The 16,212-nt window shown below is 74.5% G+C and carries 17 protein-coding genes; 9 read left to right on the top strand and 8 right to left on the bottom strand.

The features are described 5' to 3' along the window. Window positions 1-42 precede the first annotated feature (42 nt). A complete protein-coding gene (locus PVK74_RS17425; protein ID WP_140946480.1) occupies window positions 43-1,695 on the bottom strand; it encodes an alpha/beta hydrolase in 1,653 nt (550 codons plus the stop codon). Further along, complete coding sequence (locus PVK74_RS17420; protein WP_104113845.1) at window positions 1,692-1,994, bottom strand: type VII secretion target; 303 nt, start codon at window positions 1,992-1,994, stop codon at window positions 1,692-1,694. The genes PVK74_RS17425 and PVK74_RS17420 overlap by 4 nt, the downstream gene beginning before the upstream one ends. A 220-nt stretch (window positions 1,995-2,214) precedes the next feature. Between PVK74_RS17420 and PVK74_RS17415 the strand changes: the two genes are divergently transcribed. From PVK74_RS17415 to tsaE, 4 genes are all read left to right on the top strand, one after another. Next, complete coding sequence (locus PVK74_RS17415; RefSeq protein ID WP_043328303.1) at window positions 2,215-3,684, top strand: NAD(P)H-hydrate dehydratase; 1,470 nt, start codon at window positions 2,215-2,217, stop codon at window positions 3,682-3,684. Window positions 3,685-3,769: 85 nt separating this feature from the next. Continuing rightward, window positions 3,770-4,888 (top strand): alanine racemase, encoded by a 1,119-nt coding sequence (alr, locus tag PVK74_RS17410; RefSeq protein WP_043328305.1) that lies wholly within the window; start codon window positions 3,770-3,772, stop codon window positions 4,886-4,888. Further along, window positions 4,885-5,970, top strand: coding sequence for an alpha/beta fold hydrolase (locus tag PVK74_RS17405; protein WP_043328307.1), 1,086 nt, complete (start codon window positions 4,885-4,887; stop codon window positions 5,968-5,970). Before alr ends, PVK74_RS17405 begins: the two co-directional genes overlap by 4 nt. Beyond that, window positions 5,967-6,449, top strand: coding sequence for a tRNA (adenosine(37)-N6)-threonylcarbamoyltransferase complex ATPase subunit type 1 TsaE (gene tsaE / locus PVK74_RS17400; protein ID WP_043328309.1), 483 nt, complete (start codon window positions 5,967-5,969; stop codon window positions 6,447-6,449). Before PVK74_RS17405 ends, tsaE begins: the two co-directional genes overlap by 4 nt. Before the next feature lies 1 nt (window position 6,450). Here the strand turns inward: tsaE and PVK74_RS17395 are convergent, their stop codons facing one another. After that, on the bottom strand, window positions 6,451-7,821 hold the full coding sequence (locus PVK74_RS17395) for a lipase family protein (protein ID WP_274476799.1): 1,371 nt from the start codon (window positions 7,819-7,821) through the stop codon (window positions 6,451-6,453). A 181-nt stretch (window positions 7,822-8,002) separates the two neighbouring features. Between PVK74_RS17395 and ung the strand changes: the two genes are divergently transcribed. Beyond that, window positions 8,003-8,701 carry a uracil-DNA glycosylase gene (ung, locus tag PVK74_RS17390; RefSeq protein WP_043328313.1) on the top strand — a complete coding sequence of 233 codons (699 nt, stop codon included), beginning with the start codon at window positions 8,003-8,005 and terminating at the stop codon, window positions 8,699-8,701. Here ung and PVK74_RS17385 read toward each other — a convergent pair. Next, window positions 8,690-9,415, bottom strand: coding sequence for a helix-turn-helix domain-containing protein (locus PVK74_RS17385; protein ID WP_274476797.1), 726 nt, complete (start codon window positions 9,413-9,415; stop codon window positions 8,690-8,692). The genes ung and PVK74_RS17385 overlap by 12 nt on opposite strands. 171 nt (window positions 9,416-9,586) lie before the next feature. Between PVK74_RS17385 and tsaB the strand changes: the two genes are divergently transcribed. From tsaB to PVK74_RS17365, 4 genes are read left to right on the top strand one after another with little or no spacing between them, the layout of a single operon-like run. Continuing rightward, window positions 9,587-10,264, top strand: a complete 678-nt coding sequence (tsaB, locus tag PVK74_RS17380) for a tRNA (adenosine(37)-N6)-threonylcarbamoyltransferase complex dimerization subunit type 1 TsaB (protein ID WP_064446584.1) — start codon at window positions 9,587-9,589, stop codon at window positions 10,262-10,264. Next, entirely contained in the window at window positions 10,261-10,704 is a 444-nt protein-coding gene (rimI, locus tag PVK74_RS17375) for a ribosomal protein S18-alanine N-acetyltransferase (protein WP_069087939.1), read from the top strand. Before tsaB ends, rimI begins: the two co-directional genes overlap by 4 nt. Before the next feature lie 5 nt (window positions 10,705-10,709). Then, complete coding sequence (gene tsaD / locus PVK74_RS17370) at window positions 10,710-11,756, top strand: tRNA (adenosine(37)-N6)-threonylcarbamoyltransferase complex transferase subunit TsaD (protein ID WP_030501550.1); 1,047 nt, start codon at window positions 10,710-10,712, stop codon at window positions 11,754-11,756. 17 nt (window positions 11,757-11,773) lie between these two features. After that, window positions 11,774-12,028: a hypothetical protein gene (locus PVK74_RS17365; protein ID WP_030501549.1), complete on the top strand. Its 255-nt coding sequence runs from the start codon at window positions 11,774-11,776 to the stop codon at window positions 12,026-12,028. Between the two features lie 13 nt (window positions 12,029-12,041). On the opposite strand, the gene PVK74_RS17360 is transcribed toward PVK74_RS17365, so the two are convergent. The 4 genes from PVK74_RS17360 to PVK74_RS17345 all read right to left on the bottom strand — a co-directional run bounded on the left by PVK74_RS17360 (window position 12,042) and on the right by PVK74_RS17345 (window position 16,153). Then, complete coding sequence (locus PVK74_RS17360; protein ID WP_043328319.1) at window positions 12,042-12,779, bottom strand: DUF4142 domain-containing protein; 738 nt, start codon at window positions 12,777-12,779, stop codon at window positions 12,042-12,044. A gap of 98 nt (window positions 12,780-12,877) precedes the next feature. Then, window positions 12,878-14,053, bottom strand: coding sequence for an ROK family protein (locus PVK74_RS17355; protein ID WP_030501547.1), 1,176 nt, complete (start codon window positions 14,051-14,053; stop codon window positions 12,878-12,880). Between the two features lie 31 nt (window positions 14,054-14,084). Beyond that, entirely contained in the window at window positions 14,085-15,344 is a 1,260-nt protein-coding gene (locus PVK74_RS17350) for a sugar ABC transporter permease (protein WP_043328321.1), read from the bottom strand. Further along, window positions 15,341-16,153 carry an ATP-binding cassette domain-containing protein gene (locus PVK74_RS17345; protein ID WP_043328323.1) on the bottom strand — a complete coding sequence of 271 codons (813 nt, stop codon included), beginning with the start codon at window positions 16,151-16,153 and terminating at the stop codon, window positions 15,341-15,343. Before PVK74_RS17345 ends, PVK74_RS17350 begins: the two co-directional genes overlap by 4 nt. Window positions 16,154-16,212 lie beyond the last annotated feature (59 nt).

The following is a 16,212-nucleotide window of genomic DNA, read 5'->3' as shown; positions in this document are numbered from 1 at the left end:
TCCCGGATCCTTTGGGACGGCCGCCGGACGGCATCGGGCGGCTCATCGGCCCAGCACGATCCGGGCCATCCCGTCCAGCGCCGGGTTGTCCGGGTCCCAGTAGCCGGTGTGACCGTGCGGGGCGCTCGGGAACCGCCGCCCGCCGAAACCCGGCGCGCTCGGGTCGGCGCCGAACCAGAGCCGCTCGGCGTGCGGGTCGAGCACGGCCAGCGCCGGGCCGAGCGGCGTGCCGGCGAGCAGGGCGCGGCGGGCCAGCTCGTCCGGCGGACGCGCCAGCCGGATCACGTCGTCCGGCGCGGTCGACGACCAGACCTCGCCGGCGCGCATCCGCAGCTCGGTGGCGTGGTCGACGCCGACGCCGGGCGAGCCGACGAATACCAGCGCGTCCGCGCTCAGCCCGTGGTCCCGGGCGGCGGCGCCGACCACCAGCGAGCCGTAGCTGTGCCCGAGCACCGTCTGCCGGGCCGGCGAACCCTCGTGTGCGGCGCGTAGCCCTTCCTGGAACCGGTGCAGAGCCGGCCCGGCGTCCTCGGCCTGCCGGGGGCCGGCCGCCTCGGTGAGGAAGTCGGGCGCGTCGTAGTCCAGCCAGAGCACCGCCGCCGCCTCCTCGCCCGGCCCCAGCGCCGCGCACCGCTGCAGCACCCGGGCGGCCCGGCCCAGCTCGTCCGGCGCGTCGGCGAGGTCCGAGGTCATGCCCGGGACGTAGGTCAGCACCGCGGCGGACCGGTCCGGGTTGCCGAGCGCCACCACCGCGCGCCCGTCGCCGCGCGGGTCCAGCCCCAGCAGGTACGCCCGCGGCAGCCCGGGCGCGGCGAGCCGCTCGCTCAGCCGGTTCAGCCCGCGCAGCGCCGCCTCGACGCCGGCGAGCCGGACCCGCCGGGACGCCTCCAACGGTCCGGCCGGCAGCGGCCGCAGCAGCGCGAGCCGCCGGACGAGCAACTGCTCCCGCCGGTCGCCGAGCAGCAGCCGGTTGGCCTGGTCCCGGGCGGCGGCCGGCACGCCGTCGAGGCGGCCGATCCGATCCGGTTCCCGCCCGACCAGCCAGCGCCGCTCGGCCGCACTCAGACCGGCCCACCAGCGGCTCACCTCGGCCGGCCCGGCGCCGGGGCCCGGCCGCCACCCGGGCGGGACGCTGACCCAGCCGGTCACCGTGGCGGTGGTCAGCTCCGCCAGGCGGCGAGCCGCCTCCCGGTCGGCGGCGCCGGCGAGTGTCAGCGCGCCCCGGATCCCGGCCCGCGCGTCCACCACCGCCGGACCGGCCCGGGACATCGGGCGGGCCGGATCGGGCCGCACCGCGCCGGCACGGTCGACGAGCAGGCCGCCGGACTCGGCGCGGGCCACCTCCGCGCCGAGGCGGGCCTTCGCCGCCCCCAGCCGGGCGCCGAACTCGGCCAGCACCTGGTCGACCTCGAACAGGGCGGGCAGCACGTCGGTGAGGTCGGTGCGCAGGTCCCCGATCCGCTGCTGGGCCGCGACCGAGGCGGCGCCCGACCACCCGGGCCGGAGCGTGCCGATCCGGGCGGTCAGCGCGTCGGCGCGACGGCGCACCGGCCCGGCGAGCCCTCGCCAGGCCACCCCGGCCGTGGACCAGGCGCCCGGATCGGCCCGCCAGAGCTGCGCGTACCCGACGTCCGCCGGGCCCTCGCCGGGCCCTCCGGAGCTCGGATCGGGCCGCCCGGGAGCGCCGCCGGTCACCGGAGCACCCCGCTGAGGCGGCGCGCGGCGCGCTCGTCCACCGCCTCGTAGCCGTCCGCCCCGCGGCGCAACGCCCCGGCGGTGTCGGCCACCCGGGCGCCGAGCGCGCCGGACCAGCGCCGTACCGCGGACTCCAGGTCGGCCAGCGCCGCCCCGGCCCGCCAGCCGTCCGGCGCCGCCACCAGCAGCGCCTCCGGCGCCGCCCCCGGCCCGGTGGCCAGCCGGTACGCGTCGTCGGCCAGCTCCCGTGCGACCGCGCGCAGCAGCTCCGGGTCGACGTCGAACGGTTTCTCCACCACGTGACCTCCCCACGTTGCCCGACGCCACCCACCGGCCCCGGACACCGGGACGCTAGGCCGCCCGGCGACCCGGCCGCCGACCCCTGTGGACAACGGCCGGGGTTTTCCACAGGGCGTTTCCGTCAGCCGGTCCCGGGTTCGTACCGCCGGTAGGGTGAGGCCGTGACCGGGGCAGCGGCGGGCGGGCGCTGAGCCGGCGCGACGAACGGGACGGGGTGGCATGAGACCGGTATGGCGCGTCGCGGACGTTCGCGCGGCGGAGGCGGGCCTGATGGCCACCCTTCCGCCCGGGGCGCTGATGCAGCGGGCCGCGGCCGGGCTGGCCCGGCGCTGCGCCCTGCTGCTCGGTGACCGGGGCGGGGTCTACGGCGCCCGGGTGCTGCTGCTGATCGGCTCCGGCGACAACGGCGGTGACGCGCTCTTCGCGGGCGCGCACCTGGCCCGCCGGGGCGCTGCGGTGGCCGCGCTGCTGCTGAGCCCCGGGCGGGCGCACGCGGAAGGGCTGGCGGCCCTGCGTGCCGCCGGCGGGCGCGTCGTCGACCGGCCGCCCGCCGGAGCCGACCTGGTGCTCGACGGGATCGTGGGCATCGGCGGCACCGGCGGGCTGAGGGAGACCGCCGAGCAGTTGGCCGCGAGCCTGACCGGGCAGCGCGGGCGCGACGGTGGGCCCGCTACGGTGGTCGCTGTCGATGTGCCGAGCGGCGTCGCCGTCGACACCGGCCACGTCCCGCTGACCGACGCCGGGCGGCCCCGCGCGGTCCGCGCCGACGTGACGGTGGCGTTCGGCGCGCTCAAACCGGCGCTGGTCGTCGGCCCGGCCGCCGAGCTGGCCGGCGAGGTCGAGCTGGTCGACATCGGGCTGACGCCGTGGCTGCGCGGCACCCCGGCGCTCCAGGTGATCGAGCAGACGGACGTGGTCGGCTGGTGGCCGGAGCTGGGCGCGTCGTCGGAGAAGTACACCAGGGGTGTGGTCGGCGTGGCCACCGGCTCGGCCACCTACCCCGGCGCCGCGGTGCTCTCGGTCGCCGGGGCGCTCGCCGGCCCGACCGGCCTGGTCCGCTACGCCGGGAGCGCCAAGGGCGAGGTGCTGCACCAGCACCCGTCGGTGATCGCCACCGGCCGGGTCGCGGACGCGGGCCGGGTGCAGGCGTGGGTGTGCGGCTCCGGCCTCGGTACGGGCGAGGAGTCCGCCGCCGAGCTGCGCGCGGTGCTTGCCGCGCCGGTGCCGGTGGTGCTCGACGCGGACGCGCTGACGCTGCTCGTCGACGGCAAGCTGGCCGACCGGCTGCGCGGCCGGGACGCGCCGATCGTGGTGACGCCGCACGACCGGGAGTACGCCCGGCTCTGCGGCGAGATGCCGGGGGAGGACCGGGTCGCCGCCGCGCTGCGGCTGGCCGCCTGGATGAACGCGGTGGTGCTGCTCAAGGGTGACCACACGATCATCGGCACGCCCGACGGCCGCGCGTACGTGAATCCGACCGGCACGCCGGTGCTGGCCACCGGCGGCACCGGCGACGTGCTGGCCGGGCTGCTCGGTTCGCTGCTCGCCGCCGGGCTGGCCCCGGAGCGGGCGGCCGCCGCGGCGGCGTACCTGCACGGGCTGGCCGGCCGGGAGGCGGCGCGCGGCGGTCCGGTCACCGCGCCCGACGTGGCGGCGGCGTTGCGTCCGGTACTGGCCCGGCTGGGCTGATCCGGGCGGCGACGCCCGGGTGGCGACGGGCACCGCCCGCACGGCTCAGGGCGCTGATGATCACTGACGGAAGTAGGCTGGGGACATGTGGCAGTCGGAGGTGCGCGTCGACCTGGACGCGATCCGGGAGAACGTGACCCGGCTCAAGGCCGGCACCAGCGCCGAGCTGATGGCGGTGGTCAAGGGCGACGGCTACGGCCACGGCATGGTGCCCGCCGCCCGCGCGGCGCTCGACGCGGGGGCGGACCAGCTCGGCGTCTGCACGCTGGACGAGGCGCTGCGGCTGCGCCAGGACGGCATCACCGCGCCGGTGCTGGCCTGGCTGCTCACACCCGGGCTGCCGCTGCACGACGGGATCACCGTCGGCGTCGACCTCGGCTGCGCCAGCCTCACCCAGCTCGACGAGATGATCGAGGCGAGCCGCCGGGCGGACCGCCCGGCCCGGCTGCACCTCAAGATCGACACCGGGTTGGCGCGGGGCGGCGCCACCGTCGCCGACTGGCCGGCGCTGCTGGAGGCCGCCGCGAAGGCCCAGGCCGACGGCCTGGTCGAGGTGGTCGGCGTGTGGAGCCACTTCGTGTACGCGGACTCGCCCGGCCACCCCACCACCGACCGCCAGCTCGCCGTCTTCCACGAGGGGCTGGAGATGGTGACGCGCGCCGGTCTGCGCCCTCGGTACCGCCACCTGGCCAACTCGGCCGCCACGCTGACCCGGCCGGACACGCACTTCGACCTGGTCCGGCCCGGCATCGCGGTCTACGGTCTGTCGCCGGTCGCGGGCGAGCAGTTCGGCCTGCGCCCGGCGATGACCGCCCGCGCCCGGGTGATGCTGACCAAGCGGGTCGCGGCCGGCACCGGCGTCTCCTACGGGCACACCTACCTCACCGAGCAGGAGACCAACCTGGCGGTGGTGCCGCTCGGCTACGCCGACGGTGTGCCCCGGCACGCCTCCAACACCGGCCCGGTGCACCTCGCCGGCAAGCGCCGGAACATTTCCGGCCGGGTCTGCATGGACCAGTTCGTGGTCGACTGCGGCGACGACGAGGTGGCCGCCGGTGACATGGTGACGCTGTTCGGCGACGGCGCGGACGGCGGGCCCACAGCCGACGACTGGGCCGAGGCGGTCGGCACCATCAACTACGAGATCGTGACCCGTTTCGGCGGCGTGCGCGTGCCCCGGTTCTACGACGGCGAGCGCGCATGAGTCTCCGGTTGCCGCGTCCGCGTACCGCCGCCGGCAAGGTCGCCGGGCTGGTCGGCGCCGCCGTCGGGGTGGCCGCCGCCGGGCTCGCGGCGGGCGTGGTCAGCGAGCGGGTGCTGGTCCGCCGGCTCAAGAACGACCCCACCGACAGGTACGCCGACGAGGTCTTCGGCGAGCAGCGCTACGACCAGGCGTACCGGCTGGAGATGCCGGACGGCACCGACATCCACGTGGAGGTGGTCGAGCCGACCCGCCCGGTCGCCGGGCACCCGACTGTGGTGCTGGTGCACGGGTTCTGCCTGGACATGGGCACGTTCCACTTCCAGCGCAAGCGGCTCGCCGAGCGCGGCGACTACCGGGTGGTCGCGTACGACCAGCCGGGGCACGGCCGTTCCGGCCGGCTGGAGAGCGGCGAGTACGACCTGACCGCGCTGGGCCACACGCTGCGCCGGGTGCTCGACGAGGTGGCCCCGGAGGGCCCGCTGGTGCTGGTCGGGCACTCGATGGGCGGCATGACGATCATGGCGCTGGCCGAGCTGTACCCGGAGATGTTCGGTGACCGCGTGGTCGGCACCGTGCTGATGGCGACCTCGGGCGGTCTGGCGGCGGAGACGAAGCTGGTGGCGCCCGCGCTGCTCGGCCGCGTCGGCTCGCCGGTGCTCTACATGATGAGCAACGCCACCCGGTACGGCGGCACGGTGATCGACCGGGCGCGCCGGTCGACCTCGAACGTGGCCTGGCTGCTCACCCGCAAGTACGGCTTCGGCACCTCGGCGCCGAGCCCGGCCCTGGTGTCGTACGTCGAGATGATGAACTCGCGCACCTCGGCCGACACGGTCACCCGCTACCTGCGGACGATCGCCACCCACTCCCGGTTCCCGGCGCTGGCCGCGCTGGCCGGCACGCCGGTGCTGGTGATCGTGGGGGACAAGGACATGATCACGCCGGTGACGCACTCCGAGGAGATCGTCCGGCGGCTGCCGCACGCCGAGTTCGTGAAGATCGACGACAGTGGGCACGTGGTGATGCTGGAGCACGCCGACGAGGTGAACGCGGCGCTGGAGAGGTTCCTGGATTCGCTATGACAGTGGTCGTGGAGCTGAAGACGGTCGACGACACCCACGAGTTCGGGCGGCGGCTGGCCGGGGTGCTGCGCGCGGGTGACCTGCTGCTGCTCAGCGGCCCGCTCGGGGCCGGCAAGACCGCGCTGACCCAGGGCATCGGCGCCGGCCTGGGCGTACGCGGCGACATCACCTCGCCCACCTTCGTCATCGCCCGGGTGCACCGGCCCGACCCGGATCGGGGCGGCCGGGTGACGCTCGTGCACGCCGACGCGTACCGCCTGGGTGAGGCCGCCGACCCGCGGGCGGAGATCGACGACCTCGACCTGGACGCCTCGGTGGACGAGGCGGTGACAGTGGTGGAGTGGGGCGAGGGAATGGTCGAGCAGCTGGTCGACGCGCACCTGCGGGTACGCATCGACCGCCGCGACGACGACACCCGGGCGGTCACGCTGGAACCGGTCGGTGGCGACTGGGCCGCCCGGGTCGCCGAACTGTCCTGAGTCAGGGCTGAAGGGGCATCGTCCAGCAGTTGGAGTAGGCGGTCCGCCCCGCGAGCCGGTCGCTCATCCAGGCCACCGCGTCGCCCTGGTCGGTGATGAGCGGCACCAGGTGGTTGGTGAGGATCTTGTCGCCGAGGTTGGGCAGGCTGATCGCCTGGTAGGTCACGTTGCCGCCCTTGCGGCACCAGTCGACAGCCAGTTGACGGGCCTGCCGGTGGGGCACGATGTCGTCCTGGATGCCTGTTGCCACACGTACCGGGCCGGTGGGCTTGAGCGTGCCGATGCGCTGCCGGTCGAGGACGGCCTGGGCCTCGGGCGAGGCGGCGATGACGGCGGTGAGGGAGCGGCCGCCGGTGATCCACTTGCTGCTCCTGGTGAACGCGTACCGGAGGATCGCGTCGCCGACGCACATGGTCGAGGTGTCCTTCAGCGCCGCCCGGCCGGTGTCGTTGACGGCGGCCTCGATGACGTCCCGCAGCGCCGGGTCGGACTGGGCGAAGCCGTTCAGCGACCATCCCAGCGCCCCCACCAGCGCGCTGCCGTCGATGCCGCCGATGACCGCGGTGAGGTCGGCGGGCGGCGCGCCGACGTAGGTGCCGGCGAGCGGCACGTCGGGCGCGTAGGTGGAGTGGAGTTCGGCGGCCGCGGCGCTGGCGCCCCCGCCCTGGCTGTAGCCGTAGAGACCGACGCGGGACTGGGCGGTGACCGATGCTCCGGGTACGGCGCGGGCGGCGCGGGCCGCGTCGAGCAGGGCGCGTCCCCCGTCGAGGCGGTTGACGTAGGTGTGCAGCCGGTCGGTCGTGCCCAGACCGACGTAGTCGGTGACGACGACCGCCGCGCCGGTGGCGAGGAGGCGATAGATCGCCAGGGCCTCGTAGCCGACGGACAGGGTGTCGCCGGTGAGCGTGAGCGGGTGTTGCAGCGAGAACGACGGCGCGCACTGGTCGCCCTGCCCCATGGTTCCGGAGGCGACGGCGACGAGGGGGCGCGGGCCGGCACCCCGCCACGCCGCCGACGGTTCGATGTAGGCGCCGGTCACCGCGACGGGCCGGCCGTTGGAGTCGGTGGACCGGTACATGAGTCGGGTGGCGGTGCCGGGCATCGCGCGGCCGTCGAGCCCGGGGATGCTCAGGCCGAGCGGCAGCGGCTCGGTGCGGATCAGCGTGCCGTTGGTGGCGGGCAGGTCGGCGGGCGGGTGGTAGAAGGCGGGGATGGTCACGCCGCGGGAGACCACGGGCGTGGCGTCGTCGGCGGCCGCGGCTGCGCCGGATCCGGCCAGGTAGGTGGCTGCCGCCGCGGCGACGGCGAGGATCCGGAGGCCGATCGCGCGGCGGGCGGAGGGCGTGCGGGGACGGGTGTTCCTGCTGCTCACGGGCACTCCTAGCGAGCATCGATGGTGGTGGATGCAAGCTAGCAGTGGTGGTGTGGCGTAAGTAACTTGCCAGTAGGTTACGCTCCGGTAACTTTTCCCGTCCAGTACCCGGCCCGGCCGCTGCCCGGGAGTGTCGGTCGCGGCTGGTAGGAAGATGGCGACCGACTAGGAGAGGTTGCCGATGCCCGACGCCCCCACCCTGGACCTGCCGGCGCTGTTGCCGGAGGCCTGGCGTGCCGTGCTCACCCCCCACCTCGACCCGGCCCGCACCGCCGCGCTGGCCGAGTTCGTCACCCGGGAGTACGCGACCGCCACGGTCTTCCCGCCGCTGGAGGACCTGTTCTCCGCCTACCGGCACTGCGCGCCGGCCGACACGAGGGTGCTCATCCTCGGCCAGGACCCGTACCACAAGGCGGGCCAGGCGCACGGGCTGAGCTTCAGCGTGCGCGAGGGGGTGGCGGTGCCGCCGTCGCTGCGCAACGTCTTCAAGGAGCTGAGCGAGGACCTGGGCGTGCCCAAGCCGCGCAGCGGAAACCTCGACGGCTGGGCCGCGCAGGGCGTGCTGCTGCTCAACTCGGTGCTGACGGTCCGGCAGGCCACCCCCGGCTCGCACGCGAACAAGGGCTGGGAGGAGTTCACCGACGCCACGATCCGGGCGCTGGACGCGCTCGACCAGCGCGTGGTCTTCCTGCTCTGGGGCGGCTACGCCCGCAAGAAGGCGGCGCTGGTGACCAACCCGCGGCACGTGGTGCTGGAGGCCGGGCACCCGAGCCCGATGAACCCGCGCGGCTTCCTCGGCAGCCGTCCGTTCAGCGCGGCAAACAAGGCGCTCGCCGACGCGGGGCTGCCCACCGTCGACTGGGAACGCTCAGCGGGCTGACCCGTCCGGCGCCTCGCCCGCCGCGGCGAGGCGCCGGCGGTACCGGGACAGCAGCTCGGCCGTGCGCTTGTCGGTCGCCTCCACCTCGACCAGCGGCTCCACCGGGTACGTACGTTCACCGAGGCGGACCTCGATGGGCTCGGGCAGTTCGTCGCACATCCGGGCCCGCAGCTCGCCGAACCGGGTCCGCCAGCGGTGCTCGCCCGGTTCCTCGGGCTCCGGGTGGCCCCCGCCCCACTCCTGCCATCGGGCATCCCAGCGCTGCGCGCGGCCCCGCTCCAGGAACGCGGTGAACCGCGGGGAGTCCCGCCACCGCACCGCGACCTCGACCGCGTCCACCGGCAGTGGCGCGCCCTGCAACAGGGCCGCCGTGCCGCCCGCCAGCACGTACGGCAGGTCGCCCAGCGCGTCCATGATCGGGTCGAGCCGGAGATGATCGATCCGCTCGGTCAGCGCGGTCCCGGCCATCTCGTCAAGCGCCGCGTCCAGGTGACTGTCCAGCGGCTCGACCTCGATCCGCAGTTGCCGATCCAGCGCGGCGAGCAGACGTTCCGCGGTGGTCAGGCTGGGCAGCCGGTCGCCGCGCTCGATCCGGGCGACGGCGGCCTGGCTGATCCCGACCCGCGCGGCCAGGGCCTGCTGGGTGAGCCCGGCCAGTTCCCGTTCGTGGCGCATGGCGCGGGCGATCTCCTGGGCCAGGCGACTCTCCGTCATCTCCGGAGGATGGCAACTCGCCGTCGAGCGATATACCTGTGAGTCATATTTATGACCGAGAGGTATATCGCTCCCAGGTCACCTCTTCCGTCGGGACACTACGCACCGTGACCGGGTCAGCGGCGAGGGCGTGCCGAGGGCGGACGGGGCGGACGGCTAGGCTGGCTTACCGTGCTCGTACTCGTGGTGGACTCCTCGACGCCCGCGGTGACCGCGGCGCTGGCCGAGGTCTCGGCGGACGGCGTCGCGGTTCGCGCGTCCCGGTGCACCGTCGATGCCCGCGCCCACGGCGAGCTGCTCGCGCCGCAGGTCGACGCCGTGCTGGCGGACGTCGGCGCGCGTCCCGCCGACCTGGCCGCGATCGTCGCCGGCCTCGGCCCGGGCCCGTTCACCGGGCTGCGCGTCGGGCTGGTCACCGCCGCCACCATGGGTCAGGTGCTCGGCGTCCCCACGTACGGTGTCTGCTCGCTGGACGGGCTCGGCCACCCGGCGGCCGCCGGCGAGCCGGTGCTGGCGGCGAGCGACGCGCGGCGGCGGGAGATCTACTGGGCCGTCTACGACGGCGCCGGTCAGCGCCTGGCCGGCCCGGAGGTGGCGGCCCCGGCGGTGGTCGCGCAGCGGGCGCGCGACCTGGCGGTCAGCGTCGCGGTCGGCGACGGCGCGCACCGGTACGCCGACGTGCTCGGCCTGCCGGTGCGGGACGAGCCGCGCTACCCGGACCCGCTGGCGCTGGCGCGTCTCGCCGCGCCGCGGATCCGCGCGGGCGCGCCCGGTGAGACGCTCACCCCGCTCTACCTGCGCCGCCCGGACGCGGTCGCCGCCACCGGCCACAAGCCGGTCCTGCCATGAGGCTGGGCCGGTTCCGCTGGTGGCACGTCGAGGAGGTGCTGCCCATCGAGGCGGACCTGTTCGGCGCCGAGCAGTGGTCGGCGGCGATGTTCTGGAACGAACTCGCCAACGGCCACTTCTATCTCGCCGCCACCGACGACGACGGCACCGTGCTCGGCTACGCCGGGCTGGCCGTCTACCCGCCCGACGAGGCGTGGGTGCAGAACGTCGCGGTCCGCCGGGACGCGCAGCGGCGGGGCATCGGCCGGCTGCTGCTGGAGGCGCTGCTCGCCGAGACGGCCCGGCGCGGCGTCCGCAGCACGCTGCTGGAGGTCGCCGCGGACAACGCCCCGGCGCAGCGGCTCTACGCCGGCTACGGCTTCGAGCCGATCGGCGTACGGCGCGGCTATTACCAACCGAGCAACACCGACGCGCTGGTCATGCAGCGCAACGAGGACTGACGCGCATGGCTGACGAACCACTGATCCTCGGCATCGAGACCTCCTGCGACGAGACCGGCGTGGGCATCGTGCGCGGGCACACGCTGCTCGCCGACGCGCTCGCCTCCAGCGTCGAGGAGCACGCCCGGTTCGGCGGCGTGGTGCCCGAGGTGGCCAGCCGCGCCCACCTGGAGGCGATCGTGCCGACCATGGACCGGGCGCTGCGCGAGGCAGGCGTCACCATCGCCGACATCGACGCCATCGCCGTGACCTCCGGGCCGGGCCTGGCCGGCGCGCTGCTCGTCGGGGTCGCCGCAGCCAAGGGGTACGCGGTCGCGGCGGAAAAGCCGGTGTACGGGGTGAACCACCTCGCCGCGCACGTGGCTGTGGACACGCTCGAACACGGCCCGCTGCCCGAGCCCGCCATCGCGCTGCTGGTCTCCGGCGGCCACTCCTCGCTGCTGCGCGTCGACGACCTGGCCCGCGACGTCGTACCGCTCGGCGCCACCATCGACGACGCGGCCGGCGAGGCGTTCGACAAGGTGGCCCGGCTGCTCGGGCTGCCGTTCCCGGGCGGACCGTACATCGACCGCGAAGCGCGTGCCGGTGACCCGGCGGCGATCGCCTTCCCGCGCGGGCTGACCGCCGCGAAGGACCTGGTCGGGCACCGGTTCGACTTCTCCTTCTCGGGTCTGAAGACGGCGGTGGCCCGCTGGGTGGAGGCGCGGCAGCGGGCCGGTGAGCCGGTCCCGGTCGCCGACGTGGCGGCGTCCTTCCAGGAGGCGGTCTGCGACGTGCTGGTCGGCAAGGCGATCGACGCCTGCCGCACCAGCGGCATCGACACGCTGGTGATCGGCGGCGGAGTGGCAGCCAACTCCCGCCTGCGGGCGATGGCCGAGCAGCGGGCCGGCAAGTACGGCATCCGGGTGCGTACGCCCCGGCCGAAGCTCTGCACGGACAACGGCGCGATGGTGGCCGCGCTCGGCTCGCACCTGGTCGCCGCGGGCGTCGCGCCGAGCCGGCTGGACCTGCCGGCCGACTCGGCGATGCCGCTGACGGTGGTCAGTGTGTGAGCGGGGAGGAAACCGACATGATCGTCCGGATGTGGGAGGCCAAGGCCGAGTCGTACGGCTTCGCCGACCTGATCACCTGGGTCTGCGAGACCGCGCTGCCCGAGTTCGAGCACGACCCGATGCACGTCTCCAGCGAGGTGTTCTCCTCCACCGACCACCGGCTCGTGGTCATCTCCAAGTGGCGGAACAACCCCCGGGAACTGCCCGAGCCACCGGCGCGCCTGATCGCCCGCCCGCCGCACAGCTGGGACTTCGCCCAGGTCGACCGCTGACGCCGCCGCCCCGCTAGGAGCGGCGGGTCAGCCGCCAGGTGGCGTACCCGCCGGTGCCGAGCGCGATCAGGAAGACCGCCCACACCAGTCCGGTGCCGACCTGGAGCCCACCGCCGCTGCCCACGTTGGCCTGGGCGGCGGCGACGAGCGAGTCGCTCTGCGCGGGCGGCAGCGCGGCCGGCGGCAACTGCTGCCAGCGCACCAGCCCGGTGCTCTCCAGCATGGTCATGTGGTCGTTGACGAACTTGTTGGCGTCCTCGGCCAGCTTCCGCACGATCGGGTCGCGGGTGCTGGCCCGGACCGCGCCGATCACCGGAAAGATCTTGCCGTGGGCGACCCGCAGCCGGGTGACGAAGATCTGGTCGAACCGGGCGCCGGTGGCGTTCCGCATCTCGGTCAGCCACCCCTGCTGCTCTGCCGTCGGATCCGTCGGCAGGGTGGCGCCGAGCTTGTTGGCCGCCTCGACCACCAGCTGGTCCAGCTCCGCGTGCTGCTTGGCGATCTCCGCGCCGACCTCGCGTACCCGGGCGGACTGGCCCTTCTCGGCCGCCATCTGCCCGGCCGGCATCTCCCACAGCCCGGCCAGCCGTACGCCGTTGAGCAGCGTCATGTCGGCGGCGTTCATCTGTACGCCGGGGTTGGGCGCGGCCTGCGCCGTCCCGGGAACGACGCCGATCCCCGCGCCCAGCGCGGCGAGCAGCAGTACCACCCGGTGCGCCAGCTTGCGGCGTGCGGATTCCAGCGATGCCATGGTTGCGGTGCCTCCTCGGTCCGGACCGGTACGCGGGGTCGTGGACGGCCGCGCAAGCCGGCCGCCCGTCCGCACACTGGTACGGATCACCGGGCCGATCAGTTCAGCGGATCGGCGAGGAGTCGTTCGAACGCCAGCTCGGCGGCGCCGATCAGCGCCGCGTCGTCGCCCAGCTTCGGGGTACGCAGCCGCACGTGCTCCAGGCACGCGGGCAGCCCGTTGGAGTTGAGCCGGCTGCGCACCTGCGCGGCGGAGGCCAGGTAGAGGTCACGCATGGTGCCGCCGAAGATGACCATCTCCGGGTTGAAGATGTTCACCAGGTTCGCGACGCCGAAGCCGAGCCAGTCGCCGGCTTGCCGTACCGCGGTCTGCGCGCGGGCGTCGCCCCGGTCGGCGGCGTCGAAGACGGCGAGCAGCGCGTCCCGGCCGCGTGCCTCGGACCGGCCGGCGGCGCGCAGCAGCCCGTGCTCGCCGATCTCGGTCTCCCAGCAGCCGCGCCGGCCGCAGTCGCAGCGCACCCCGTCGCGGACCACCACCATGTGGCCCACCTCGCCGCCGTAGCCGCCGTGCCCCCTCAGCCGCCGCCCTCCGGCGATGATGCCCGCGCCCACACCGACGTCGCCGTAGATGTAGATGACGTTGTCGCAGCCGACCGCCGCGCCCCGGGCGTGCTCGGCGTACGCGGCCACGTCGGCCACGTTGCCCACCGTGATCGGTACGTCTATCCCCAGCTCGACGGCGAGCGCCGCACCGATCGGCTCGTCCACCCAGCCGGTGGTGGGGCTGAGCCGGACCAGCCCGTCCTCGCGGCGGACCATGCCGCACACCGCCACGCCGGCGCCGACGCAGATCGCGTCCGGCGGCACCGACTGGTGCATCTCCTTGACCGCGCCGGCGAGCAGCGGGGCGGCCTCCCCGGCGACCAGGTTGCGCGGCCGGTCCATCTCCCGGCGGTCGAGCACCTCACCGCCGAGTCCGACCCGCGCGGCCCGCAGCCGGTCCACCTCGACGCTGTACGCGTACGCGTAGACCCGCCCCGACTCGGGCCGGACGACGAGTGACGGTCGTCCGGCCCGGCCGGTCTCCTTCGGCGTCCCCTCGCTGACCAGACCGGCGCCGGCCAGGTCCGCGGTCAGCGCGCCGATGGTGCTGCGGTTGAGTCCGAGCGCGGTGGTCAGCTCGGCGCGGGTGGTGGCCCCGTGGACGTGCACGTATCGGAGCAATGCGCCCAGGTTCTGCCGACGGATCTCGTCCTGACTGGGGCCCGCGCGCATTGCCACTGCCATGGTGTTTCCGTACCCCTGCTCAGCGGTTGCCGGTCGCGGCGGCCCGCCGACGCGAGAGCGCGTCGATGGTCGCCGCGGCGAGCAGCACCACGCCGGTGACCACGTACTTGACGCCCGAGCTGTATCCCATCAGTCCCATACCGTTGTCGATGACCGCGACCACCGCGCCTCCGAGCACGGCGTCGAGGACCCGGCCCTTGCCGCCGAAGAGGCTGGTGCCGCCGATCACCGCCGCGCCGACGGCGTAGAGCAGTACGTTACTGCCCCCGGTGTTGGGGTCGACCGAGTTGCCCCTGCTGGCGGCCACGATGCCACCGATGGCGGCCATCGAGGAGCAGATGACGAAGACGGAGATACGGATCCGGTCGACGTTGATGCCGGCCCGGCGGGCCGCCTCGGCGTTGCCGCCGACCGCGTAGATGTGCCGCCCGTAGCTGGTGCGCTGGAGCACGAACGTCCAGACGATCAGCAGCACCGCGATGATCGGCACCACGATCGGCACGCCCTTGAGCGAGGTGATCAGCACGTTGCGGCTGCGCTCCAGGTTGAGGACGTAGACCGCCACGCCGAGGATCACGGCCAGGCCGGCGATCCGCGCGCCGACCACCGTGAGCGGGTCGGTGAGCAGGCCACGGGCGGCCCGGTTGCGGTACCGGAGCAACTGCACTGCCGCGTACCCGGCGACGGCCACCGCGGCGAGCGCCCAGCCCAGCGCCGGGGAGAGGTTGCGGTTGGCGATCGCGACGAGCACGTCGTCGCGGATCGCGATGTTGGCGCCCTCGTCCATCAGCGTCAGCACGACACCCTGGAAGGCGAGGAACCCGGCGAGCGTCACCACGAAGGACGGGATGCCGACCTTGGCGACCAGCAGGCCCAGCACGGTGCCGATCACCAGACCGGTGACGACGGCGGCGAGCACCGCCACGTACCAGGGGTAGCCGAGCACGGTGACCACGTTGGCCAGGATCGCGGCGCAGACGCCGCTGGCGAAGCCGGCGGAGAGGTCGATCTCGCCGAGCAGCAGGACGAAGACCAGGCCCATGGCGATGAGCGTGACCGCCGCGCCCTGGGTGAACAGGTTCGCCAGGTTGCCGGCGGTGAAGAACGACGGGCGGGCGATCGAGAAGCCCACCGCCAGCGCCACGAGCATGACCACCGCGGGGAGCGCGCCGATGTCGCCGCCGCGTACCCGGCGCCAGTAGTTGTTCACGTGGCTGTTCAGGGTCGGTGTCGGCGCGACGCCGGCCGGGCCTTCCTTCTTCACGACGATGGCGGTCATCGGATGGCTCCTGGGGTGGTGTCGGCGGGCGCGGCGCCGTTGCCGCCCGGCTCGCCGGTGAGGCCGAGGCCGCCGGATCGGCCGGCGGTGATCAGCTCGACCACCTGCGAGTGGGTGATGTCGGTGGTCTTCACCTGGGCGACCATCTGGCCGAGGTAGAGCGCGGCGATCCGGTCGGAGACGGCGAAGACGTCGTTCATGTTGTGCGAGATGAGCACCACGGCCAGGCCGTTGTCGGCCAGCCGGCGCACCAGCTCCAGCACCTGGGCGGTCTGCGCGACGCCGAGCGCGGCGGTCGGCTCGTCCAGGATGACCAGCCGGCTGTTCCAGAGCACGGCCTTGGCGATGGCGACGGTCTGCCGCTGGCCGCCGGAGAGGCTGGCCACGTGCTGGCGCAACGACTTCACGGTGCGCACGCTCAGGCCGGCGAGCGTCTCGGCGGCCATCTGCTCCATGGTCGGCTCGTCGAGCACGATGCCGCTGCGCTTCTCCCGGCCGAGGAACATGTTCTGCACGATGTCGAGGTTGTCGCAGAGCGCGAGATCCTGGTAGACGACCTCGATCCCGAGCGCGGCGGCGTCCCGGGGGCTGTTGATGGTCACCGGCCGGCCGTCGAAGAGGAACTCGCCGGCGTCGGTGGGGTGGATGCCGCTGATGCACTTGACCAGGGTCGACTTGCCGGCGCCGTTGTCACCGACGAGCGCGGTCACCTCGCCGGGGTGCGCGGCGAAGGCGACGTCGCGCAGCACCTGGACGGGACCGAAGCTCTTGTCGATCCCGCGTAGCTCCAGCAGGGGGGTTGCGGACACGGGGTTCTCCTTTGGGCGGAGGGAGGTCTCGGATCCCGTCCGGCGCCGCCTGAGGCGGG

The sequence above is a fragment of the Micromonospora chalcea genome (genome assembly GCF_028768405.1).
In the GTDB taxonomy this organism is placed as follows: Bacteria; Actinomycetota; Actinomycetes; order Mycobacteriales; family Micromonosporaceae; genus Micromonospora; species Micromonospora chalcea.
This window is presented reverse-complemented; position numbering and strand designations above follow the sequence as displayed.

Bases quoted from the DNA above. Each gene is read 5' to 3' on its own strand.
- PVK74_RS17415 (WP_043328303.1), top strand. From the start codon at position 2,215: ATGAGACCGGTATGGCGCGTCGCGGACGTTCGCGCGGCGGAGGCGGGC.
- alr (WP_043328305.1), top strand. From the start codon at position 3,770: ATGTGGCAGTCGGAGGTGCGCGTCGACCTGGACGCGATCCGGGAGAAC.
- PVK74_RS17405 (WP_043328307.1), top strand. From the start codon at position 4,885: ATGAGTCTCCGGTTGCCGCGTCCGCGTACCGCCGCCGGCAAGGTCGCC.
- tsaE (WP_043328309.1), top strand. From the start codon at position 5,967: ATGACAGTGGTCGTGGAGCTGAAGACGGTCGACGACACCCACGAGTTC.
- ung (WP_043328313.1), top strand. From the start codon at position 8,003: ATGCCCGACGCCCCCACCCTGGACCTGCCGGCGCTGTTGCCGGAGGCC.
- PVK74_RS17385 (WP_274476797.1), bottom strand. From the start codon at position 9,415: ATGACGGAGAGTCGCCTGGCCCAGGAGATCGCCCGCGCCATGCGCCAC.
- rimI (WP_069087939.1), top strand. From the start codon at position 10,261: ATGAGGCTGGGCCGGTTCCGCTGGTGGCACGTCGAGGAGGTGCTGCCC.
- tsaD (WP_030501550.1), top strand. From the start codon at position 10,710: ATGGCTGACGAACCACTGATCCTCGGCATCGAGACCTCCTGCGACGAG.
- PVK74_RS17365 (WP_030501549.1), top strand. From the start codon at position 11,774: ATGATCGTCCGGATGTGGGAGGCCAAGGCCGAGTCGTACGGCTTCGCC.
- PVK74_RS17360 (WP_043328319.1), bottom strand. From the start codon at position 12,779: ATGGCATCGCTGGAATCCGCACGCCGCAAGCTGGCGCACCGGGTGGTA.
- PVK74_RS17355 (WP_030501547.1), bottom strand. From the start codon at position 14,053: ATGCGCGCGGGCCCCAGTCAGGACGAGATCCGTCGGCAGAACCTGGGC.
- PVK74_RS17350 (WP_043328321.1), bottom strand. From the start codon at position 15,344: ATGACCGCCATCGTCGTGAAGAAGGAAGGCCCGGCCGGCGTCGCGCCG.